Consider the following 22270-nt stretch of genomic DNA (forward strand, 5'->3'; position numbering starts at 1 on the left):
AGGACCAGAGGCTTCTCCTGCTCCAGCACCTTGGCGATCTCGCTGCTCTTGTCGTTGATGTCACCGAAGATGCGGGCACCACCGGTACAGGTGGTGACACAGGCGGGCAGCAGGCCACGGGAGGTGCGCTGCACACAGAAGTTGCACTTGTCCACCGTGCCTGTGTTGGAGTTGACGAAGCGAACCCCCTCGTAGGGGCAGGCTTCGATACACATCTCGCAGCCGATGCATTCGGTGGAATCCACCACTACGATGCCGTCTTCTTTTCGCTTGAAGGTGGCGCCGGTGGGGCAGATCTCGACGCAGCTGGGCTTGTCGCAGTTGTTGCACAGCAGCGGCAGGTTGAAGGCGTAAGGCTTACCCAGAACCTCTGAACTGGCCTGGTAGACCGAGGTTCGGTTCTCCTTGGGCAGGCTGCCGTTTTCGTTACCGCAGGAGACCACACAGGCCTTACAGCCATTGCAGCGGCGCAGGTCGACGACCATGGCCAGATGCTTGCCACCCTTGGCGCGGATGGCGGCCACCGCGTCGGCGGCGGAGATAAAGGAGAGGGAGCCGACGCTCAGGGCTCCCCCCGCCATCAGTTTCAGTATCGATCTTCTATCTAACATGGTTCGCTCCTGATGGTATTTCTTAAGGAGAAATACTCGCATGTGAGATCAGTTGCGCCGATTTAATATAGAGGCACAAATAGTTTGGTTTCTTAGAGAATTCTCTAAGGGACGTAGAATGAACGGGTCTAATTCATTCGTTGAATTCAGTATATGTCTGGCGAAATTAAATATGGTGTGAGCCTCATCACGCCAAGATTTTGAATTTTTATAATTGTGAATTTCAGGCTGAATTTACCCGGGCGGGAAATGCATTTTCTAGAACCCGGCAAATACCCGATCCGTACATATATTATTGAATTTTATGTTTTTATTCATCTGCTTGTTGTGGCGGGATAGAGATTGTGGTGATGTGGGAAAAGCAATTTTTGATTTGCGGGAATACTATTTAAGCCCTAATTTAACTTTGGTGTTTTTATATTTGTGCTCAATAAGTGTCAGAAGCAGTGTGAAGGGTGGAGACCTTTTTTCTTCCCCCCCCCTCTTTTGTGCATTCACTCCCGTTTTTCCTTTTTGCCCATGAGTAGACTGACGCAATGAACTGAATCTGAGAAAAAAAGATGAAAAGAGTGATGCTGTTCCTCTGTCAGGGGCTGGAGGAGCTGGAGGCGGCGGCCTTCACCGATGTCTTTGGCTGGACCACCACCTATGGACTGGAGCCGGTTGAGCTGGTGACCGTGGGGCTGAGACCTAAGGTGCGCTGTGCCTGGAACTTCACCATAGAACCTCAGTATCTGCTGGATGAGGTAGACCCGGACAGCTTCGATGCCCTGGCGATTCCCGGCGGCATGAGCCGTTCGGGATTTTACGAGGATGCCTATGATGAGCGGCTGCTGCAGTTGATTCGACGCTTCCACCACAGCGGCCGCTGGGTGGCCTCGGTCTGTGTCGGTGCCCTGCCCATGGCCAGGGCCGGAGTGCTTGAGGGGCGCCGGGCCACCACCTACCAGTTCAGTGACAAGCGCCGGGCTCAGCTTAAGCAGATGGGGGCGCAGTTGTGCGATCAGTCCCTGGTGGAGGACAACCGTCTGATCACCTCGCAAAATCCGGCCAGTGCGGTGGCCGTTGCCCTGCGTCTGGTGGAGGTGCTGACCTCCAGAGCCAATCTGGAGCGAGTCTGCCAGGGGATGGGCTTCCCGGTGCCCGAGCCTCTCTAACAGGTCTCAGGAGTGTGGCGCTACCACAGGTAGAAACTGGCGCGCTTGCCGAGGATCTCCAGCTCATGGTGTTCCATAGCCGCAGACTCATTGACGCCGTAACACAGCATCAGCGGCAGCAGGTGCTCCTCCCTGGGGTGGCAGAAACGGGCCCCGGGGGCTTGCTCCCAGCGGATCAGCCGCGCTCGCCGCTGGGGTTCACTGAGCCTCGGGCTGGTGCAGGTCTCAATCAGCCAGCGCTCGAAGGCGGCATTGGCCTGGTTAGCCTGCCCCTGATCCGGGGCGAAGAAGGCGCGCATGTTGTGGAAAGAGAAGCCGGAGCCGATCACCAGCACCTTGCCATCCCCCAGCCCTTTCAGGGCGCGGCCCATCTCGATGTGCTGTGCAACGTCCAGGTTGCGGTTGAGTGACAGCTGCACCACCGGGAGGGCCGCCTCGGGAAACAGGATGCTGAGAGGCACAAACATGCCATGGTCGAAGCCACGCTGCTCATCCAGTTCGGGTGACAGCCCGGCCTGGTGCAGCTTTTGGTGGATCTCCCGGGCCAGTTCGGGTGCCCCGGGGGCCGGATACTGAATCTGGTAGGCCCGCTCCTCGAAGCCATAGTAATCATAGATAAGGCTTGGTGAGTCAGCGGCGGTGATGGTGGGCCTGTCCGCCTCCCAGTGGGCACTGACCACAACTATGGCTGACGGCGTGGCCATGGTCTGCGCCACCGCCTTCAGCCTGTCCACCATCTGCTGGTGGCCGGGGTCTCCCAGCAGCGGCATGGGGCCGCCGCCGTGGGAGAGGTAGAAACTGCTGCGGTGCCGGGTCATGAGATGCTCCATGGTTACAGTGAGTGTGGACCCAGGGGCACGATGCCGTTGGGGTTCAGGGCTTTGACCGAGTAGTAACCCGCCTTGATGTGATCCAGGTTGACGGTGTCGGCCACCCCCTCCAGTGCCAGGATTCTCAGCATGTAGTCTCGCAGTCTGGGCATGGCACTCAGGGTGTTGCGGTTGCACTTGAACAGGCCGTAATAGGCGGCATCGAAGCGCACCAGGGTGACAAACAGACGCAGGTCCGACTCGGTGAGCCGGTCGCCTAACAGATAGGGGCGGCCACCCTCCAGCCGTGTCTCCAGTTGGTCGAGCATGGCAAACACCTTGTGGTACGCCTCCTCATAGGCCTGTTGGCTGGAGGCAAATCCCGCCTGGTAGACGCCGTTGTTGAGCTCGGTGTAGAGCTGGCTGCTCAGGCTGTCTATCTCCCCGGCCAGGTTCTGGGGATAGAGATTCAAGGTGTTGCCGGTCAGGTGGTCGAAGGCACTGCCCAGCATGCGGATGATGTCTGCCGACTCGTTGTTCACCAGGGTGTCGCTGCGCTTGTCCCACAACACCGGCACCGTGGCCCGGCCGGTGAATTGGCTATCGGCCCGGGTGTAGAGCTGGTGCAGGTAGCGGGCGCCATGGAGGCCATCCTCGGTGGCTCCTGGGTAGCCGCCGAACTGCCAGCCCTGGTTGCTCAGCCTTGGGTCGACCACGCTGACGCTGATCAGCTTATCCAGTCCTTTTAGCTTCAGGGTCATCAGCACCCGGGAAGCCCAGGGGCAGATGTAGGCCACATACAGGTGATAGCGGCCGGCTTCGGCCTTGAAGCCGCCGCTGCCTGTGGGGCCGGGGGCGCCATCCGGGGTTATCCAGTGGCGGAAGGAGGAGGTCTGGCGGATGAAACGCCCCTCATCGTCCTTGCTCTGTACCGGCTGCCAATCCTCTGTCCAACGTCCGTCAATCAACATGGTGCTCTCCTTAAGGGGTGAGGCGGGCCGGGCCCGCCACCGTCATCGGTTTCAGCGATTGAGTTTCTGGGCAATCAGGTTGTCCAGGGCGAATCGACCGCCTCCCTGAAGGGTCAGTGCCAGGCTGACCACCGCCAGTGTCAGGGCATACTCGTAGCCGTTGTTGCTCATAAACAGGCCGTTGCCGATGTGGACGCTGAACATCGCCACCAGCATGGTGAAGGCGGACACCAGGGCGGCGGGGCGGGTCAGCAGTCCCAGCGCCAGGGCCAGGCCGCCGAAGAACTCGGCACTGCCGGCCATCAGCGCCATCAGGTAGCCAGGAGCCAGGCCGATGCTGGCCATCCACTGGCCGGTGCCTTCCAGGCCATAGCCGCCAAACCAGCCAAACAGCTTTTGGGCGCCGTGGGCGGCCAGGATGAGGCCGGTGGGGACACGCAGGATCAGGGCGGCGTTGCCGGCGGTGGAGTCGAAAAGGGATTTCACAAAGTTGCTGTTCATAATCTGTTCCTCAGTTTGGGTCTGGGTGACGGGGCTGACTGTTTGCCTCGACTGTTGGGAACACTTTAACTCTCTCCTTTGCGGTGATATACGCCGTTGCTGTTGCATTATTATCAACGTGGTGGTGATAATTGATTGACGCCGGATCAAGCAAGAGGGGCAATATGGACAGACTGGAAGCGATGCGCACCTTCGTGTCGGTGGTGAATGAGGGGGCCTTTACCCGGGCGGCGGAGCGGCTGGGGCACTCTCCGCAACTGGTGAGCAAATACGTGTCGCAGCTGGAGCAGCGGCTGGGAAGTCGGCTGCTCAACCGCACCACACGCCGGGTCAGCCTGACGGAAGCGGGGCGGGTCTATTACCAGCGGGCTCAGCAGGTGCTGGCGGAGATTGAGGAGATGGAGAGTCAGCTCGGCGATCTGCAGCACAGTCCCAGGGGCCAGCTGCGCATCAGTGCCCCGGTCTCCTTTGCCAGTCGCCATATGGCCGGGTTGCTGGGCGATTTTCGCAAGACCTACCCCCAGGTGCAGATCGACCTGCACCTCAATGACCGCCGGGTGGACATTGTCGAGGAGGGGTTCGACATCGCCCTGCGCATCGGCCAGCTGCAGGACTCCTCGCTGATCGCCAGGAAGATGGCCCCCATCAACCTGGCCTGGGTGGCCTCTCCCGACTACCTGCAGGCACACGGCACGCCGGTCAGCCCCGAGCAGCTGGCGGACCATCAGTTTCTCAAGTACAGCTACAGCGACGACAGCCTGCTGTTTGGCAAGGGGGGCGGGGCGCTGGTGCAGCAGCATGGCATCAGCTGCAACAACGGCGACGTGTTGGTGGAAGCGGCAGTGCAGGGGGCGGGCATCGCCCTGCAACCCACCTTTATCGCCGGATCGGCCATCGCCCAGGGCAAGTTGGTCACCCTGATGCCGGAGCATACGCCCGCTCCCATGGGGCTCTATGCGGTGTACGCTCATCGTCAGCTGCTGGCCAGCAAGGTGCGCAGCTTCATCGACTTCATGGACGGCTACTATGGGTCGCCGCCCGTTTGGGATCAGGGCCTGGCGGAAACCGGCGGCTGACAGCGCCATTCGGCCTTGGGCCAGATCGACGGGCCTGTGGTGGCCCACTGTGGATTGGCACCGCTTTTGGCCTCGGCTCAGAGCATTGCAAAGCCGCCAGAAGCCCGACTTCGGCGCAAACTGATCAAAACAGAGTCAGTTGCGCCTTCAAACCCAGTACTGGCGGGGGTTGTGTATTGTCGCTGGCCCATGGCTGAGGTACTCTAAGCCGTTTCCTTTTCGAATAATTTCACGCTCCCGGAGATAAGGTATCCCTATGAGTCAAGAGGCGTTTCGACTGCGTCGCATCATCATCATCGACAGTTTCTGGAAGGGAAAGGTCAATGAGATCGATTTCGACGGCCACACCCAGCTCGAGGGAACCAACGGCGCCGGCAAAACCTCACTGATGAGGCTGTTGCCCCTGTTCTACGGCATGCGTCCCGGCGACATCGTCTCCAAGGTGGATCAGGCGAAGAACTTCGCCAACTACTATCTGCCACGGGAGTCCAGCAAGCTGGTGTACGAGTACCAGCGTCCCGGCCTGGCCGAGCCCCAGCTGTGCTGCATGATCGCCTCCTCCGACGGTCGCAGCGTCCACTACAAGCTGATCGACGCCCCCTACCGCCAGGAATACTTCATCGGCAGTGACCATAAGCCGTTCAAGGTGGGTGAGGTGGAGCGCAACTACAAGCGTGCCCACGGCACCTTCTGCTCCAACTACCTGGGGGTGGACAAGTACCGCCAGGTGATTCAGAACCTGCGCGGCGGCCGCGCCTCCAGCGAAGTGCGTCAGTTGCAGAGCCGGTTCAGCTTCGGCTTGGTGCCCATGCCCCACATCGACAAGGTGGTCAACGGCACCATCGAGAAGAACCTGGACTTCGAGGCGGTGAAGAAGATGCTGGTGGCCATCGCCGCCGACTATCTGGCCCGCAGCCGGGTCGGCGAGACCCGGGAGCAGATGCAGCTGAACAAGGATGAGATTGGCCGTTGGCTCAGCGACATCCAGGCCAGCCGCGAAGTGCACGGCGTGGCCGAGAAGATTCAGCGCTGGCAGGGGCAGTTCAACGAGCTGGAGGAGTTCCTCGGTCAGCTGCGCCACCTGCTGGCCCTGTGCGACGAGCAGCGCACCGAGCTGGAAGACAAGCTGGCGGCGCTCTCCTCGGAGAAGGCCAGCCACCGCGCCGACATCAAGGAGCTGGAGAAGGCGTTTGACGCCCTGGAGGGTGAGCTTAAGCAGAGCATTACCGCCGACAGCGATCTGGTGCACGCCCGTCAGGTGACCATTGAGCGCCTGGACGACGACAAACAGAGATACGACGACGATGACGCCGCCTCCTATCAGCTGCGCGCCGACGAGAAGGCCACCTTCAGTCAGCGCCTGAAAGAGGTCAACGGCATCATCGAGAGCTTCGAAGGGGACACCGCCAAGGTGGCCCGTAAGTTCGAAGAGCTGCTGGGCAAACTGGATCTGGAGCTGGCCCGCGGAGAGGGTGACAAGCAGCAGCAGATGGCCACCATTCGTCAGCAGGCCGCCGACAAACTGGCGGAGGTGGAGCAGCAGTACCAGGCCAACCGCCGCCAGATGGAGCAGCGCCTCAACCAGCAGAGCCTGGAGATCAAGGACCAGCAGCTGCAGCTGCGCCACAACCTGCGCATCAACACCGAAAACCGCGCCAACCCCCAGTTGCCCGCCGAGCTCAGCCAGGGGCTGCAGGCCACCGCCCAGTCTCTGGGGGAGGCCCAGGGTCGCCACAACGAGCTGCTGCGTCTCATCTCCGACGAGCGTCAGCACGGCGCCCAGCTGGAACGCCAGCGGGATCAGCATCTGCACCGCCTCACCAATGAACAGCGCCGTCTGGATGAGCTCAAGGCTCAGTATCAGGCCCTGGAGCAGCAGCTGCACCCGGCCGAAGGCTCACTGCAGGCCTTCCTGGAGGAGCGTGGTGAAGCCAGCGGCTGGAAACAGAACATCGGCTGCCTGCTTGCGCCCGAGCTGCTGGCCCGCACCGACCTGGCGCCCCAGTGGAAAGGGGAGGGCAGTGACAACCTCTACGGCGTCGGCCTGGATCTGGCGCCACTGCAACACAACAACCCCCTGGCCCGCAGCGAAGCGGAGCAGCAACAGCGTCTGGAGACCCTGGAGCAGCAGTGCCGCGAACAGCAGGGCCAGATTGAGCAGATCAACGAACTGCTGAAGCAGCTGGGTCGCCAGCTGGAGCAGCATCAGGCCCAACTGGGTCAGCTGCAGCAGCAGGAGCGCCGCGCCGCCGCCGAAATTGACCAGCTCAAGCAGCAGCAGGAGCGTCAGCAGCAGCACGCCCAGGAGGCGGTGAAACAGCTTACCACCCGACTGGATGAGGAGCACAAGCAGCTCTCCAAACAGCTGGAGCAGCTGGACCACAAGCTGGAGCACCTGGAGGAGCAGGGGGAAGAGGAGCTGCATGAGCTGCACAACGCCGCCCTGGAGCGCCGCCTGATCCTGGAGACCGACCGCGACAGCCAGCTCGAGACCCTCACCGAGCAGCTGGAGTCGCTGCAGGAGAGCGTGCGCGAGCGTCGCCGCGACTACAAGAAGCAGCAGAAACAGGCCCTGGACAAGATCGACCCGGATGGTGAGGTGGACAAGCGGATGGCGGAGCGCAAAGAGCTGCTGGCCGCCCTGGACCGCTGCGCCGAGTTCGAGCAGAAGGCTCGCGAGTACCAGCACTTCCTCGCCAGCCAGTACAACCAGCGCGAGCCTTTGGCCGCCGAACTGCTGGAGCTGCAGCAGCGTCTGTCCGAGTCCAAGGCCAGGCTGGAGCATGCCCGTAATCAGCATGACCAGCAACTGAATGAACACAAGGCGGTGCTCAAGCGCAACAAGGAGCAGCAGGAGCGCAGCGACGATCTGCTGGCCCGGCTGGTGCGGGTCAACGCCGTCTGCGAACCCCTGGGGCTGGAGCCGGTGCGCAACGACCAGCTGCAGACCTACCAGGCGGAGATGCTGCCCGGCTTCATCGAGCAGAACCACGAAGGCTTCAGTCATCTGGAGCGCAAGCTCACCAAGGAGATCAGTCACTTCTCCAACGTGCTGCGCACCAAGCACGGCAAGAGCAGCCTGTTCGACACCTGGACCCAACTGGTGGCGGACAACGACAGATTCGAGGGCTGCGAGACCGTACTTAAGTACCGTACCCCCATCGGCGATCTGCTGCAGAGTGCCGCCCAGTTGGCCAAGTCCACCGGTCAGTTGGTGATTGTTAACGCCAACATGATCAACGAGTTCTACCGCCATCTGGAGAACTTCGACCGCCGCATCAAATCTGTGGGCCGTCAGCTGTCCGAGCGGGTCACCGCCCTGGCCAAGTTCGAGGCGCTGGCGGACATCAGCGTCGGCACCGTCACCAAGCTGGAGCAGCTGGAGTACTGGCAACCCCTGCGCAGCTTCTCCGACTGCTTCGAGCAGTCCCGCGACCAGTTGCGTGAAGGCTCCTCCGAGATCCCCGAAGAGCTGATCCGTGCCATGCGTGAGCTGGCCCGGGTGCTGCCTGCCGAAGGGCTGGAGCTGGAGCACAACGACCTGTTCGACCTGGAGTTTGTCATCACTGAGAAGGGCCAGGTGAAGCGGGCGCGCAACGCCCGTCAGCTGAAGAAGGTCAGTTCCACCGGTCTCTCCTATCTGGCGATGCTCTCCCTGTTCGCCGGCCTGCTGGGGATGCTGCGGGGCGACGGCGAGGTGCCCAGCCGGGTGATCCTGCCGGTGGATGAACTGGGTGAACTGGCGGCGGAGAACATCGAGCTGCTGCTGGGGATGTTCGACGACAACCACATCCAGATGTTGTCGGCGTCGCCCTCCACCGACCGTCAGGTATTGGCCCTGTACAAGACCCACTACAAGCTCAAGGACAGCAAGATCTACAGCGCCCACGTGCCGCTGTCCAAGCTGGAACAACTGCTGGCCACCCGGGCCGGACGCACCCAAGCCGCTACCGAGGAGGCCGCCCAATGATCTTCAAACAGACCGTCGAGAAGCTGCTGGCCGGCGCGGTGATCTGTCAGACCGCCTACCCGGATGAGTTTGAATACCTGCAGGCCCCGGCCAACGCCGAGCGGGTGCACGAGTTCCTGAGCCAGCTGGACCGCAGCCTGACCCACTTCGAGACCGCCGCCGCCTTCTACTGCAGCTACGACAAGGTAGACGACAGCAACCGCAAGGGCATCACCCAGCTGTTCAGCTCCATGCGCAGCTACTTCCGCCCCATGGTGGAGTGGCTGGACATGCTGCTGCGGGCCACCGGCAACGACGCGCCGCTGCACGCCAAGGACAGCCTCAAGTTCACCTCCCTGCTGGAGGCGTTCGAACACGATCAGACCCTGGCAGAGCAGCTGCGCCGCCTCACCACCATGCCTCCGTTTAAGACCAACCGGGTGGAGATCCGTGACCAGCTGGGCACCGTGCTGTCCAAGCTGGAGGAGATGGGCTACTTGGTGCGTCACGCCCCGGGCAGCAACACCTGGTACGCCACCGCCCGCTTCGACCTCATCTACCTGCTGATTGAGTTCCTCAACGACAGCGAGAAGTTGGAGCTGCCTGAGGTGCAGGAGCAGGATCCCCAAGAGGAGCTGTTGCTGTAATGAGCCTCTACGACAGCAATCAGGTCGCGGCGCTGCTGCGACAGATGGGGCAGGCGGACGAGCTGCTGGCGGAGGCCTATGTTTACGGCGCCGTCAGTGGCGACGGCGACAACGAGGGCCAGCTGAAGAACCTGCAGAAGGCCAAGCTGCTGCGCCCCGACGACGAGCCCGGCAGCTACCGCCTCACCGCCGATGTGAAGCGGCTGCTCAACAAGCTGATGCGCCAGCAGAGCGGCTATCGCCAGCTTACCGACATGGGCAAGGTGATCGACGCCATGGACGATGTGATCATCGACTATCGCGACTCCCTCATCTCTGGTCAGATGGACGACGCCGACCACTACCTGGACCAGCTGGATGACCTGCTGTTCGACGCCAAGGACAGCCTCAACACCAGCCTGGACAACATGCACTACGCCATCTCCAGTCAGTTTGGTTTTGTGGCCACCCTCACCGCCAAGGTGCGGGAGAACCAGAAGGCGCTGGACTACGCCCAGAAGCTGCTGAACGAGCTGCAGCAGATTGACCCGGAGACCTGCTATCAGTGGATCTTCGACGGTGCCCCCACCGAGTTTGCCCGTAAGATCACCGGCTTCGTTCACTGGTTCCGCAATGTGCTGGGCCGTCTGGCCCACGTCATCGAGAAGATGCGTCAGAGCCTGTTCCGCCTGCGCCGCCAGGTGAAACAGGCCAACCAGCTGCGGGGCATGGCCCGCTTCCTGAGAAAGCACCCGGAATACGAGGTGCGCGACGATCTGCCCTTCGCTCCCGAGCTGCCCCAGGAGTTGAAACTGGCGCCGGCCATGGTCACCGGCGGCCTGGTGGATGTGCGGAGCAGCGCCATCGAGCAGGACCTGGTGGAGATTGTCCAGCACCTGCGCCGTCAGGCCCCCAGCACCCCCATGGTGGGCGATAGGGACGGTGTCAGCGTCGAGAGCGAAGAGCTGGAGATCCTCGCCTACCTCAGCGACTGGGTGCTGGACGAGGTGGAGCACTTCTTCGAACAGGCGGTGCTGGCCGACCACGGCCTCTCCGCCCTGGCGCACTGGCAGACCCAGCAGCCCGCCTGGCTCAAGGACAGCCATGAAATTGACCCGCAGCTGTGGATTGAGCTGGTGTTCGGCTACTACTGCAAGCTGGCGCCCCAGCAGCAGAGCATCATCGCCCTGGAGATGGAGGAGCAGTTGGTGCCCGGCACCAACAACAACTTCACCTACAGCGACGTGACCATCAAGGTGGCCTGATGTGACCCTCAATCGCAGGGAACGACTCACCCTGGCCGACTGGTTCACCCGTCCCTGGCAGGAGCGGGAGGTGGCCTTCGGTGCCTTGGCGAGTCGGTTACACCGCGATTACGACTTTGGTGAGCGCCGTGGTGACGGTCGCGCCAGAGTCCGGCTCTACATCAGCCGCGATCATCTGAGTCAGCTGCGCGATGAGTTAAAGCGCGACGGTCTGGGCGACCCCTGCGACCCGCACTTCATCACCGACACCCAAAGCCGCCACCACCAGGCGGCCACCCAGGCCGATGAGAAGCTTAGTGCCAGAGCCGTAGGCGAGGATCTGGTGCTGTGCCGTCCCCTGTCCCATTGGCATATCGACGGCGCGGCCACCCCCCTGCCGCCCTTTGAACAGGCCGGCCAGCAGGTCAATTGGCGCTCACTTCATCAGATGGGCGACCGCTTAGACCACACCCATCTGGTGCTGGTGGAGAATCTGGCGTTGATGACCGAACTGACTCGCCTGAGCCTGCCCGCCGAACTGCAAAAAGGGCTGTTTCTCTTTCGGGGCGATGCGTCCGCCGACAAGCAAACCAACGCCGCCTATCAGTGTTTCCGGGCCTTTAAGGGCAGATTGCCCCTGGTCTACTTTGGCGACTTCGACCCGGCCGGATTGGAGATTGGCCTTTCCAGCGGCGCCGAGCAGATGTTGCTTCCTGCCCGAGAGTGTTGGGACACTCTCCTTTCTGCCCAGTGGCAGCAGCTCAAAGGGGCCGAGCCGCGCTGGCACAAGCAGCAGGAGCAGGCCCGCCGACTCTTTACCTCACCTCTGCCGGAACCGCTGAAGCAGGCACTGCTGGTGATGGACAGGTACAAACAGACCCGCACCCAGGAACACCTGTTGGCTCACCAAGTCCCCCTCGAGTTGGTGGACCTGAACTAAGTCCAGCCGCCCTTTTTGTCATTGTGGCGAAGGGTGAAATCCAGCGTATTAGCTATCGGCCTTACTCGCCTTTACCCGCCGCCGCAGACTCGCAAGGAGTCGGTTCAACACCCTATGGAATCCCTTAGCACAGTCATGACGGCGAACGCCGGTATCCAGTGGCTTTGGTTTCGATCTTGGCGTACACACCGCTGCAGTTTTGCAAGCAGCCGGCTCAACACCCTATGGAATCCTTTAGCACAGTTCTGCCGGCGGACGCCGGTATCCAGTGGCTTGGCTGTTGACGTTGACCGTCACTCCCCGCCAAAGAAACCCCACCTTTTCCTAAATTCATCTTGGGCCAATCTTTGCTTGGCTATACTCATCCACTGCTGAGCAAAGGAGCGCATGGATGGCCCACACACCCAAACTGCTGGTGGTCACCGATCTCGACGGGACCCTACTGGATCATCACAACTACAGCTTTCAGGCTGCCGTGCCCGCCCTGGAGCGGCTGGAGCGCCTGGGGATCCCCGTCATTCTCAACACCAGCAAGACCGCCGCCGAGCTGGCGCCACTGAGGGCGCAGCTGAACAACCACACCCCCTTTGTGGTGGAGAACGGCGCCGCCCTGTTCTGGCCGCCGGAAGTGGACCCAAGCCCGCAGGCCGAGGAGCACCACACTGGTGCAGCGCCCGGCTATCGCATGCAAGCTTTTGGTGCAAATCGGGCGCAGATCCTCTCCGCCCTGACTCAAATTCGTCGGGACACCGGCCTCAAGCTGGAGGGCTTTGCCAACTGGGATGTGGCCACCCTGATGGACCACACTGGCCTGGACGGCGACAGCGCCGAGCAGGCGCTGGAGCGTCAGTTCTCTGAGCCCCTGCTCTGGCAGGGCAGCAGCAGCGACCTGAAGACATTGAAGCGGGCGGTGGAGGGCTACGGGCTCAAGCTGTTGATGGGCGGGCGCTTCCTTCATGTGGTGGGCCACAGCGACAAGGGGCGCTGTCTGGCGCCCCTGAGGCAGGCCTACGCCCGGCACTGGGCCATGGAGGGGGGAGAGTTGCCTCTGGTGATCGCCCTGGGCGATGGAGACAACGATGTGGCCATGCTGGAGCTTGCCGAGCACCCGGTGCTGGTACGCTCTCCGGTCAACCCGCCTCCCAACCTTAGCGATGCCACAAGGGCCCGGACGCTGGTGACAGAGCGCTGCGGCCCACAAGGGTGGAACGACACCATCAACCTGTTGCTGGACCAGTACCGGTTTCCCTGATGCTCAGCCCAGGCTGGCGCTTGCCAACAGGCGGCTGGCATCACACTTGCTACCAAAGGTTAGAACCGCGACGTGTCCAACGGACCAGAGCATTGAATCGTAAAGGCTAAGGAAAAGTACCATGGGCGATTTCTATCAGAACGGCATCATCACCACCCTGCACAATCTGACCGACCGCGACATCAATGAACTGGAAAGCGAGCTGATACGGTTCAGCAAATCCCGGCCCATGTCCCTGGTGCTGCCCTCTCTCTACAGCGAGCTGCAGGGGCCGGCCCTGGACAACATCGTTGAGGAGCTGGCCCAGGTGCCCTATCTGGAGGAGATTGTCATCGGTCTGGATAGGGCCGACCGGGATCAGTATCGGCATGCCCTGGATTTCTTTGGCCGCCTGCCCCAGAGCCACCGGGTTCTGTGGAACGACGGTCCCCGCCTGCGGGCCATCGATGAGATGCTCAGGGCCGAGGGATTGGCCCCCACCGAGATGGGCAAGGGACGCAATGTCTGGTACTGCCTGGGCTATGTGCTGGCCCGGGGCAAAACCGAGTCCGTCGCCCTGCACGACTGCGACATCGTTACCTATGACCGCAGTATGCTGGCCCGGCTGATCTATCCGGTGGCCAACCCCACCTTCAACTACGAGTTCTGTAAGGGCTATTACGCTCGGGTGGCCGACGGCAAGATGAACGGTCGGGTGACCCGATTGCTGGTCACCCCATTGCTGCGTTCCCTCAAGAAGATTCTGGGGCACCTGGACTACCTGGAGTTTCTTGACTCCTTCCGCTACCCCCTGGCCGGTGAGTTCTCCTTCCGCATCGATGTGGTTAACGACATCCGCATCCCCAGTGACTGGGGACTGGAAGTTGGCGTGCTGTCGGAGATGAAGCGCAATTATGCCACCAACCGCCTGTGCCAGGTGGACATCGCCGACAACTACGATCACAAGCATCAGGACCTCTCCAAGGACGACGACAGCGGCGGCCTCTCCAAGATGTCCATCGACATCAGCAAGGCGATATTCCGCAAGCTGGCCACAAACGGGGTGGTGTTCTCCTCCGAGACCTTCCGCTCCATCAAGGCCACCTACTACCGAATCGCCCTGGACTTCATCGAGACCTACCGTAACGATGCGATGATCAACGGTCTTAAGTTCGACGTACACAGTGAAGAGGAGTCGGTGGAGCTGTTTGCGGAAAACGTGCTCAAGGCGGGACTACACTTCTTGGACAACCCCATGGAAAAACCCTTTATTCCCAGTTGGAACCGGGTGCACAGCGCCATCCCCGACATCTTCGAGCAGTTGGCCGAAGCGGTGGAGGAGGATCACCGGGAGTTGATGAGGTCCTGATATGCCCAATGATGACGTGCTGGCTCACAGCAGCCTGGATGCCCTGCATCAGCAGTTAGTGGAACACCTGCAGCTTATCTATCCGACTGCCGGCCATGACGCCCTGGCGCTGGAGCTGATGCAGGCCCTGGGCATTGAGGACCACTGTGAGATGGTGGAGCCCAGGCTCGAGCCCTGGGACGAAAGCGACCTGCTGGTCATCACCTACGGTGACAGCCTCAAGCGCGAGGGGGAAATGCCGCTGCACACCCTCAAGTGTTTCCTGGAGCGCTATCTTGCCAAGTTGGCCACTGGGGTACACATATTGCCGTTCTTCCCCTACAGCTCCGACGACGGCTTCTCCGTGATCGACTACGCCAGGGTTAACCCCAATCTGGGGGAGTGGGAGGACATCCAGGACATCTCCGAAGACAGCCGGTTGATGGCGGATCTGGTGATCAATCACTGCTCCAGCCGCAGCCGCTGGTTCGAGCAGTTCAAGGCGGGAGAGGCACCGGGCAAGGACTACTTCATCAGCGCCGACCCCAATGGCGACTACCATCAGGTGGTGCGCCCCCGTACCAGCGATCTGCTGCGGCCGGTGACCACCGCCGATGGCGAGCGTCATGTGTGGTGCACCTTCAGCCACGACCAGGTGGATCTCAACTTCGCCAACCCGCAGGTGCTGGTGGAGATGGTGAAGATCATCGCCCTCTATCTCAGCCAGGGGGTGACCATTTTCCGCCTGGATGCGGTGGCCTTCCTGTGGAAGGAGATGGGCACCAACTGCCTCAACCTGCCGCAGACCCACGAGATCATCCGCCTGCTGCGCACCCTGGTGAGTTTCTACGACCCCAAGATTTTGCTGATTACCGAGACCAACATCCCCAACCGGGAAAACCTGGCCTACTTCGGTAACGGTAACGAAGCTCACGCCATCTACAACTTCTCCCTGCCGCCGCTGTTGCTGCACACCATGCTCACCGGCGATTGCAACGCCCTCAAGCTGTGGCAGATGAGCATGCCACCGGCACAGATGGGCACCACCTACCTCAACTTCATCGCCTCTCACGACGGCATTGGTTTAAGGCCGGTGGAAGGGCTGCTGGATGAGGAACAGATCGCCGACATCGCCACCACCATGGAGTCTTTCGGCGGGCGCATCTCCTGGCGCAGCCTGGGTCATCAGGGCCTTCGCCCCTACGAGATCAATATTGCCCTGTTTGATGCCATGAAGGGCACCTTGGATGGCCCAGACGAGTATCAGCAGGAGCGTTTCCTGTGCATCCACGCCATCATGTTGGCGCTGGAGGGGCTGCCCGCCATCTACATCCACAGCCTGCTGGCCACCAAGAACGACCACAACAAGGTGCGCAACACCGGCAACAACCGCGCCATTAACCGCCACTGTTGGGATGTGGATGAACTGGAGACTCTGCTGGAGGACTCAAGCAGTCATCACCATCAGGTATTTGTCCGCCTGACTCAGCTGGTGCGCATGCGCCAGCAGCAGGCCGCGTTCCACCCCAGCGCCACTCAGTTTGTGCTGCACCTGCGCGAGGAGATCTTCGGTGTCTGGCGCCAGAGCAAGCTGCGGGACCAGAGTGTGTTTGCCCTGGCCAACGTCACCAATCAGCCTCAGCCCCTGCGTCTGTCCAGCCTCAACCTCATCGGCACCCAGGTGTGGTGGGACCTGCTCAGCGGTGAAGAGTATCCGGATCTGCACGGTGAGATAGAGCTGGCACCCTACCAGGTGGTGTGGTTGACCAATAAGGGGCATTAGCAGCGGCGCTTCGGCGCCTCTTCTACCCTCAGCATCACAGTCCTCCTTGGGTCCATTGCGACCCCATTTCGGATTTTTCACGTTAGATCAGTCATCTATGGCCAATCTCTCTAGCGATTGTGAGAGATTGGCCATACTTTTCTGACGCTTAGAGAGGTAGTTTGGGACATCTACAAATCGATTCAATGTGGGTTCGAGGCTGGTTACCCGGGAAGCATGGGCGGAGCTGTGTCGGTGCTTTAAGAGGGTGAATATGGTTACGGTTTTGAATCAATGAGTTGTGGGTTAGTGGGTGTTTGCACATTTTGGCTATCCAAGATTATCATTATGTTAGTAAATTCACTTTCCGAGAACCGTAGTTCGGTAGGTAGCAATTTTGCATATTTTTTGCGAGTCTATTAGTAAATAGGCATTATATCGAATTCTTACAAGTCTAAATAAATTATGTTTACATTAACTGAGAAAGTTCTTTCCTCTGGATTTAAACTTGATGTAATTGATATTAAGAGTATTGATGGAGAGCTTGAGTTAGGATTAAATCGGCATTTGGTTTCTATATGTGAAGGTAACAGTGAAAGTGAGTTGCGGTTAATAAAGCTTAGACTTAAGAATTTTCTGTCAGAAAAGTCATTGAATACTAAGATGGGAGCAATCGCAGAGCTAATTATACATCTGTACTTAATGAATAAAGGTTACAAGCAGGAGTTTCTTTTTTTCAACTTGGAAGAAGGCTCAATTAAAAAAGGCTTTGATGGATTCTTTTCTAAAAGTTCAGAAACATATATCATGGAAAGTAAATCTGGCTCTGTATTGAGTGAGTCAGCAGATCATAAGTCTAAGCTTAAGATTGCGTATTCTGATTTAGATGGTTATGTGTCGGGCAAGAGTAAAAAAAGCACAAACAACCCGTGGAAAAATGCATATAATCATGCTAGCCATATAGATGTGGGTACAAAAGATAGTATAAGAAAAAAAATTAAAGAACTACAAGATATGTTTGACTTGGGGCAGTTCTCTAAAATTGGTGATTTTAATATCATCCCGTGCTCTACAATATATTTGGATGGTGCTTGGGACTCTAGTTTATCAGATGATGTCCTATCAAATAGTAATTTCATTTTGGATTTTGATGGTAAAACAGTTAAAGCTATTTGCGTGACAAAGTCTAGCATGAATATTTTCATGAATTATTTGGAAAAATAACATGGCAATTAGTCTCACTTGGCTCAAAAACTTCCGATTGTTTTCGGACTCTATAGAGAAGCTATCGTTGGAGAGGGAACTCAACGATGAAGAATTAGAGTTTATGTTGAGTTGTGTAATATTACTCGTGCAAGAATATGAAGGGGATAAGAGAAAGACGCCATACTTTCAATTAGCCTATTATATAGTCCTTTGCTGTGCTGTAAGAAATAAGATATATGAACCCCTATTGGATATTAGTTCAAATTTTGGATTCTATCCGATCACTAATTACCTGCTTCAAAATAACCTATTGCCGTCTAACGATAACTTGAATTTTTCGTTGGGCTATAAAATGGAAAAATTTGAGTATAATGGAATCACTGAAACTTTAGAGCAAAAAAATAATAGGGTTAAGATTGTTGAATCTCAAGACAAAGAAAACTGTTATGTCGCGCCCACTTCATTTGGTAAAAGTTCACTAATATTAGAGCTAATAAGAAAAAGTGAATCTGAACAAATCGCGATTATTGTTCCAACAAAGTCGCTTCTTATTCAAACATACAAGTTAGTGAAATCAAGCTTTCCAAACAGAAAGATTATTTTTCATGATGAAATGTATGATGGCTCGAAAGAATTCATCGCTGTTTTCACACAAGAGAGAGCGCTTAGGCTACTGAAAAATGATAGTGTATCCTTTGATCTTCTGATTATTGACGAGGCTCACAATCTTTTTGAAATGGATGGTAGGAGTGTTCTATTGACAAGGCTTGTTCGCAGGAATAGATTTAGAAATCCTTGCTCCGTAAATTATTATTTATCTCCATTGATTTCTGACGCCGATAATCTTAGGGTAAATGATGGTCAAATAATCACTTCTCATAAAGTTATTAATAATATCAAAGAACCAGACATTCATGAGCTTACAAATGATGGGTGTGTTTTTAAGTATAATCGATTTTTGAATGAGTTTTATTTGTCTGGAAAAGAAGATACGTTTATTGAGTACATAGTAAAAAACTCTAAGAACAAGAACTTCTTATATTTAAGGTCGCCCAGAAAGATTGAGCAATTAGCAAAAGTTTTTGAAAGTCGTTTAGAGTGTTTAGATTCTGAGTCTTTATTGGAGCTTGCTGAGGTTGTTTCGAAGAATGTGCATGAAGAGTTTTATTGTGTTGATTATCTTAAGAAAGGATTAATATACCTGCATGGGAAGTTGCCTGATTTAGTAAAAGAGTATTTAGAGCACAAGTTTTCTATAGCTAAAGAAGTTAAATTCGTTATAGCTAATGCAGTTATTCTTGAGGGAGTTAATCTTCCTATCGATAATTTGTATGTTCTAAATACATACAACCTCGATTCTAAGGCGATAACAAATCTCATTGGCAGGGTAAATCGATTAAATGAGGTTTTCGGCCCTGAGGGGGATTTAGAAAAATTATTACCCAGAGTTCATTTTATTAATTCAGATGAGTTTAATATGAGGCGGGGTAATATGAGAAATAAGATAGTGGCTCTTAGAAGTGGAGTATTCAAAGATGTAATTAAAAACCCGTTGTTAATGGGTTATGACTTCACAAAAGACGAACGGGATTTAGATAAGTCGATAGAGAATGGTGATGTAGACAATGAAAGAATCATATCTTCTAGGATAAAGCGTTATGATGATTTAATTGACAGGGAAGAGTTTCTAGTTTTTGAAGATGGCGAGGAAGATAGTCGAGTAAAAAGGATACTCATGGAGTCAACTCTTTCATCGACGTATAAAGATTCCGGTTCCATATTCGAGATGTTAGAAGATAGAGCTTCATTGATATCGTTTAATGCCAGTTGGGATAACTCAGATATAATGGATAAAATTCATTGGTTCTTCATTCATGGATTTGAAAATGAAATTATAAAGAAAGAGTTTCTGCGACTTAAAAATCCCAAAGCGAAAGCATTTTATCGTATGTTCATTGAAGACTCCCATAGGTTAACCTTGAAAGCGCATATAACGAAAATGGTTAAGCACTTTCAGGATAGAATGCTTGACCCTGATGGAGCTGCCTTTTATATAGGTGATTCTTATGGTGAGTTCTCAAAAGAGAATTCAGATGGGACTTATGGGAAAAAAGTTTATATTGACCTTAGGGCCAAGAGTTATAAGCAATTGGTCAATATTGCATTGGTTAAAATAAAAATCGAGAGCGACTTTGTTTCATATAAGTTGAATGAGTATGTTAATGTTCTTAAGGACTTGGGCCTTATCAGTCAGAAAGAATATGATTTGCACATATACGGCACTGAAAATAAGTTAAACTCAGATTTCGTGAAACTAGGCTTGAGTGGTTCACTAATAAATAGACTGGACCATGATAAACAAATGGAAAATCTATCAATTAACAAGTTTGGCACTATTGAGTTCAACTCGGAGTTTATTGAATACATTAACAAGCAGGATGATTTGATGAAATTTGAAGTAAGTAAGTATATTGATATAGCTTAGTCAAATTTACTAAGATACAAAGACACCCAAGCTATCTTGGCGTTCATTTTATTACTTACAAAGACACCCATGCTATCTGGGCGTTCATTTTGCTTCGGTTGGCCTAGCTGAATCTAGTGATTAACAGATGAGGCTTGCGGCACTTCTGGTAGTGAAGGTGCCTGGAATTGTGGCGTTGGGCTGTACTTCTTGGGCAATGGGCGTGTTTAAACCGTCGAGCGCTGCATGGTCGACATGAAGGCGGGGGTTGGCTTACGATTAGGCGAGCAATCGCTTAGCGTTGGTTGAGCCTCGTATTCGCTTCAACCCGTCGGCTTGGCGGCACTGCCGTATGCTGTGCTCTCGACCTGCCAAGTGATGGAATTGGTACTCAAAAGATACATAGACACCCATGCTAAACGGGTGCTCATTTTGCTTCGGTTGGCCTAGCTGAATCTAGTGATTAACAGATGAGGCTTGCGGCACTTCTGGTAGTGAAGGTGCCTGGAAAGATACAAAGACACCCATGCTATCTGGGCGTTCATTTTGCTTCGGTTGGCCTAGCTGAATCAGTGGTTACTTACATGGACACCCATGCTAAACGGGTGCTCATTTTGTTTCGGTTGGCCTAGCTACTTACATAGACACCCATGCTAAATGAGTACTTACAAAGACACCCATGCTATCCATACTTACATGGACACCCATGCTAAGCGGGATGACAACTCGCTTCGATTGCCTGATCATTGTTACATAGACACCCATGCTATCCGGATGCTCATTTTGCTTCGGTTGGCCTAGCTGAATCTAGTGATCGGCAATTACAAAGACACCCATGCTAAAGCGGTGGCTTACATAGACACTCATGCTATTGGGGTGTTCGTTTTGCTACGGTTGGCCTAGCTGAATCAGTGGTTACTTACATGGACACCCATGCTAAGAGGGGGCCTGCTATCGGGGGAAGATACAAAGACACCCATGCTATCTGGGCGCTCATTTTGCTTCGGTTGGCCTAGCTGAAACTAATGACTACTTACATAGACACCCATAGATACAAAGACACCCATGCTATCTGGGCGTTCATTTTGCTTCGGTTGGCCTAGCTGAATCTAGTGGTTAACAGATGAGATTTGCGGTACTTCTGGTAGTGAAGGTGTCAGGAATTGTGGCGTTGGTGTTTGTTACATAGACACCCATGCTATCCGGGCGCTCATTTTGCTTCGGTTGGCTTAGCTGAATCTAGTGATTAACAGATGAGGCTTGCGGCACTTCTGGTAGTGAAGGTGTCTGGAATTGTGGCGTTGGGCTGTATTTCTTGGGCAATGGGCGTGTTTAAACCGTCGAGCGCTGCATGGTCGACATGAAGGCGGGGTTTGGCTGACGATTAGGCGAGCAATCGCTTAGCGTTGGTTGAGCCTCGTATTCGCTTCAACCCGTCGGCTTGGCGGCACTGCCGTATGCTGTGCTCTCGGCCTGCCAAGTGATGGAATTGGTACTCAAAGCCTTGGGTGAGCTCCATCCAGTTATCGAGCTCTATCTCCAACCTGGCGAGTAGGTTGGCGGTGCCTTTGGTTATATGTCCTGCCTTGTCCTCTCGTAAGGCCCTGCCGGTGAACTCCACCAGTTCCAGGTAATCATTGAGATGACAGGGCAGGGTACAGTTCTCTATGTCCTCTACATCAAACGCTTTGAGTCTTGCTGGCTGTTTTCCTGCTAACGCAGCACGAATGCGCAGTTGGATTGAGGTATGGTCTGACTGCTCGGGTGTGCTGGCCATCTTGGCTCTGATGGGATTGAGGTCGACATAGGCCATACAGGAGAGCAGGGCCTGCTCATCCAGCAGCGCCTGAGACTTGAATCTCCCCTCCCAAAACCGACCGCTGCAGTTGTCTTCCTTATTGGCTTTACGAGCAATGAATTCGTTCAGTGTTCGCATAAACCAGCTGATGTCGGCCAATCGCTGACGGTACAGCGTCACCAACTGCTCCACTCGGTGCAGCTCCCAACTCTCCATCTCATCACGCTCTTCCTCTATTAGAAAGCGGCGGGTCATGGCGTTGCCTGTGAACAGCATATGCCAATGCTCGATGACCTCTAACTCACTCCAGCTGTGGGCCTTGTCCACATTGACGTAAAGCACTGCGTGGGTGTGATTGCTCATAACGGCAAAGGCGATGACTTCAATGGCAAACACTTGTGTCAGTGACAGCAACCGTTCTTGTACCCACTCCCTGCGGTGTTCATAGCACTTGCCGGTATAGGGATCTTGACCACAGAGGAAGGCGCGTCGAACACAGCGGCTGACGCAGTGATAGTAGCGGGTGTCGTCCAAGCTGATTTGTTGTTTCCTGGCCTTAGGCATCGTTCTCGCTCCT

16 protein-coding genes are annotated in these 22270 nt (G+C 55.9%); 11 read left to right on the top strand and 5 right to left on the bottom strand.

All coding sequences use genetic code 11. The features are described from left to right. Positions 1 to 611: 4Fe-4S dicluster domain-containing protein (locus ACN0RV_RS18795; RefSeq protein WP_417350061.1), on the bottom strand; the 611-nt coding region annotated here is incomplete at its 3' end. A 560-nt stretch (positions 612 to 1171) separates the two neighbouring features. On the opposite strand from ACN0RV_RS18795, the gene ACN0RV_RS18800 reads away from it, so the two are divergent. Then, positions 1172 to 1768 (top strand): DJ-1/PfpI family protein, encoded by a 597-nt coding sequence (locus tag ACN0RV_RS18800; protein WP_417350063.1) that lies wholly within the window; start codon positions 1172 to 1174, stop codon positions 1766 to 1768. A 20-nt stretch (positions 1769 to 1788) separates the two neighbouring features. Here ACN0RV_RS18800 and ACN0RV_RS18805 read toward each other — a convergent pair whose 3' ends face one another. Genes ACN0RV_RS18805 through ACN0RV_RS18815 form a run of 3 tightly spaced genes read right to left on the bottom strand, consistent with a single transcriptional unit; the run spans position 1789 to position 4049 of the window. Continuing rightward, the gene (locus ACN0RV_RS18805; protein WP_417350065.1) at positions 1789 to 2586 is read right to left on the bottom strand and encodes a DODA-type extradiol aromatic ring-opening family dioxygenase; all 798 of its coding nucleotides are present in this window, start codon (positions 2584 to 2586) and stop codon (positions 1789 to 1791) included. A 14-nt stretch (positions 2587 to 2600) separates the two neighbouring features. Continuing rightward, a complete protein-coding gene (locus ACN0RV_RS18810) occupies positions 2601 to 3548 on the bottom strand; it encodes a glutathione S-transferase family protein (protein WP_417350067.1) in 948 nt (315 codons plus the stop codon). A gap of 51 nt (positions 3549 to 3599) precedes the next feature. After that, on the bottom strand, positions 3600 to 4049 hold the full coding sequence (locus tag ACN0RV_RS18815) for a DoxX family protein (RefSeq protein WP_417350069.1): 450 nt from the start codon (positions 4047 to 4049) through the stop codon (positions 3600 to 3602). A 164-nt stretch (positions 4050 to 4213) separates the two neighbouring features. Between ACN0RV_RS18815 and ACN0RV_RS18820 the strand changes: the two genes are divergently transcribed. From ACN0RV_RS18820 to ACN0RV_RS18865, 10 genes are all read left to right on the top strand, one after another. Further along, positions 4214 to 5125 carry a LysR substrate-binding domain-containing protein gene (locus ACN0RV_RS18820; protein WP_417350070.1) on the top strand — a complete coding sequence of 304 codons (912 nt, stop codon included), beginning with the start codon at positions 4214 to 4216 and terminating at the stop codon, positions 5123 to 5125. A gap of 256 nt (positions 5126 to 5381) precedes the next feature. Continuing rightward, positions 5382 to 9095, top strand: a complete 3714-nt coding sequence (locus ACN0RV_RS18825) for an ATP-binding protein (protein WP_417350072.1) — start codon at positions 5382 to 5384, stop codon at positions 9093 to 9095. Next, on the top strand, positions 9092 to 9721 hold the full coding sequence (locus ACN0RV_RS18830; protein WP_286339742.1) for a condensin complex protein MksE: 630 nt from the start codon (positions 9092 to 9094) through the stop codon (positions 9719 to 9721). Before ACN0RV_RS18825 ends, ACN0RV_RS18830 begins: the two co-directional genes overlap by 4 nt. After that, positions 9721 to 10965: a hypothetical protein gene (locus ACN0RV_RS18835; protein WP_417350074.1), complete on the top strand. Its 1245-nt coding sequence runs from the start codon at positions 9721 to 9723 to the stop codon at positions 10963 to 10965. Before ACN0RV_RS18830 ends, ACN0RV_RS18835 begins: the two co-directional genes overlap by 1 nt. 1 nt (position 10966) lies before the next feature. Continuing rightward, entirely contained in the window at positions 10967 to 11884 is a 918-nt protein-coding gene (locus ACN0RV_RS18840) for a hypothetical protein (protein WP_417350075.1), read from the top strand. Between the two features lie 391 nt (positions 11885 to 12275). Then, complete coding sequence (locus ACN0RV_RS18845) at positions 12276 to 13136, top strand: HAD-IIB family hydrolase (protein ID WP_417350077.1); 861 nt, start codon at positions 12276 to 12278, stop codon at positions 13134 to 13136. A gap of 121 nt (positions 13137 to 13257) precedes the next feature. Continuing rightward, on the top strand, positions 13258 to 14484 hold the full coding sequence (locus tag ACN0RV_RS18850) for a glycosyl transferase (RefSeq protein ID WP_417350079.1): 1227 nt from the start codon (positions 13258 to 13260) through the stop codon (positions 14482 to 14484). Position 14485: 1 nt separating this feature from the next. Next, positions 14486 to 16246 (top strand): sugar phosphorylase, encoded by a 1761-nt coding sequence (locus tag ACN0RV_RS18855; RefSeq protein ID WP_417350081.1) that lies wholly within the window; start codon positions 14486 to 14488, stop codon positions 16244 to 16246. A 444-nt stretch (positions 16247 to 16690) separates the two neighbouring features. After that, the gene (locus ACN0RV_RS18860) at positions 16691 to 17449 is read left to right on the top strand and encodes a hypothetical protein (protein WP_417350083.1); all 759 of its coding nucleotides are present in this window, start codon (positions 16691 to 16693) and stop codon (positions 17447 to 17449) included. Between the two features lies 1 nt (position 17450). Then, positions 17451 to 19916, top strand: coding sequence for a DEAD/DEAH box helicase (locus ACN0RV_RS18865; RefSeq protein WP_417350085.1), 2466 nt, complete (start codon positions 17451 to 17453; stop codon positions 19914 to 19916). Between the two features lie 1363 nt (positions 19917 to 21279). Here the strand turns inward: ACN0RV_RS18865 and ACN0RV_RS18870 are convergent. After that, a complete protein-coding gene (locus ACN0RV_RS18870; protein WP_417350087.1) occupies positions 21280 to 22257 on the bottom strand; it encodes a transposase in 978 nt (325 codons plus the stop codon). Between the last annotated feature and the right edge of the window lie 13 nt (positions 22258 to 22270).

It is taken from the genome of Ferrimonas sp. (genome assembly GCF_048263965.1).
Classification (GTDB): Bacteria; Pseudomonadota; Gammaproteobacteria; order Enterobacterales; family Shewanellaceae; genus Ferrimonas.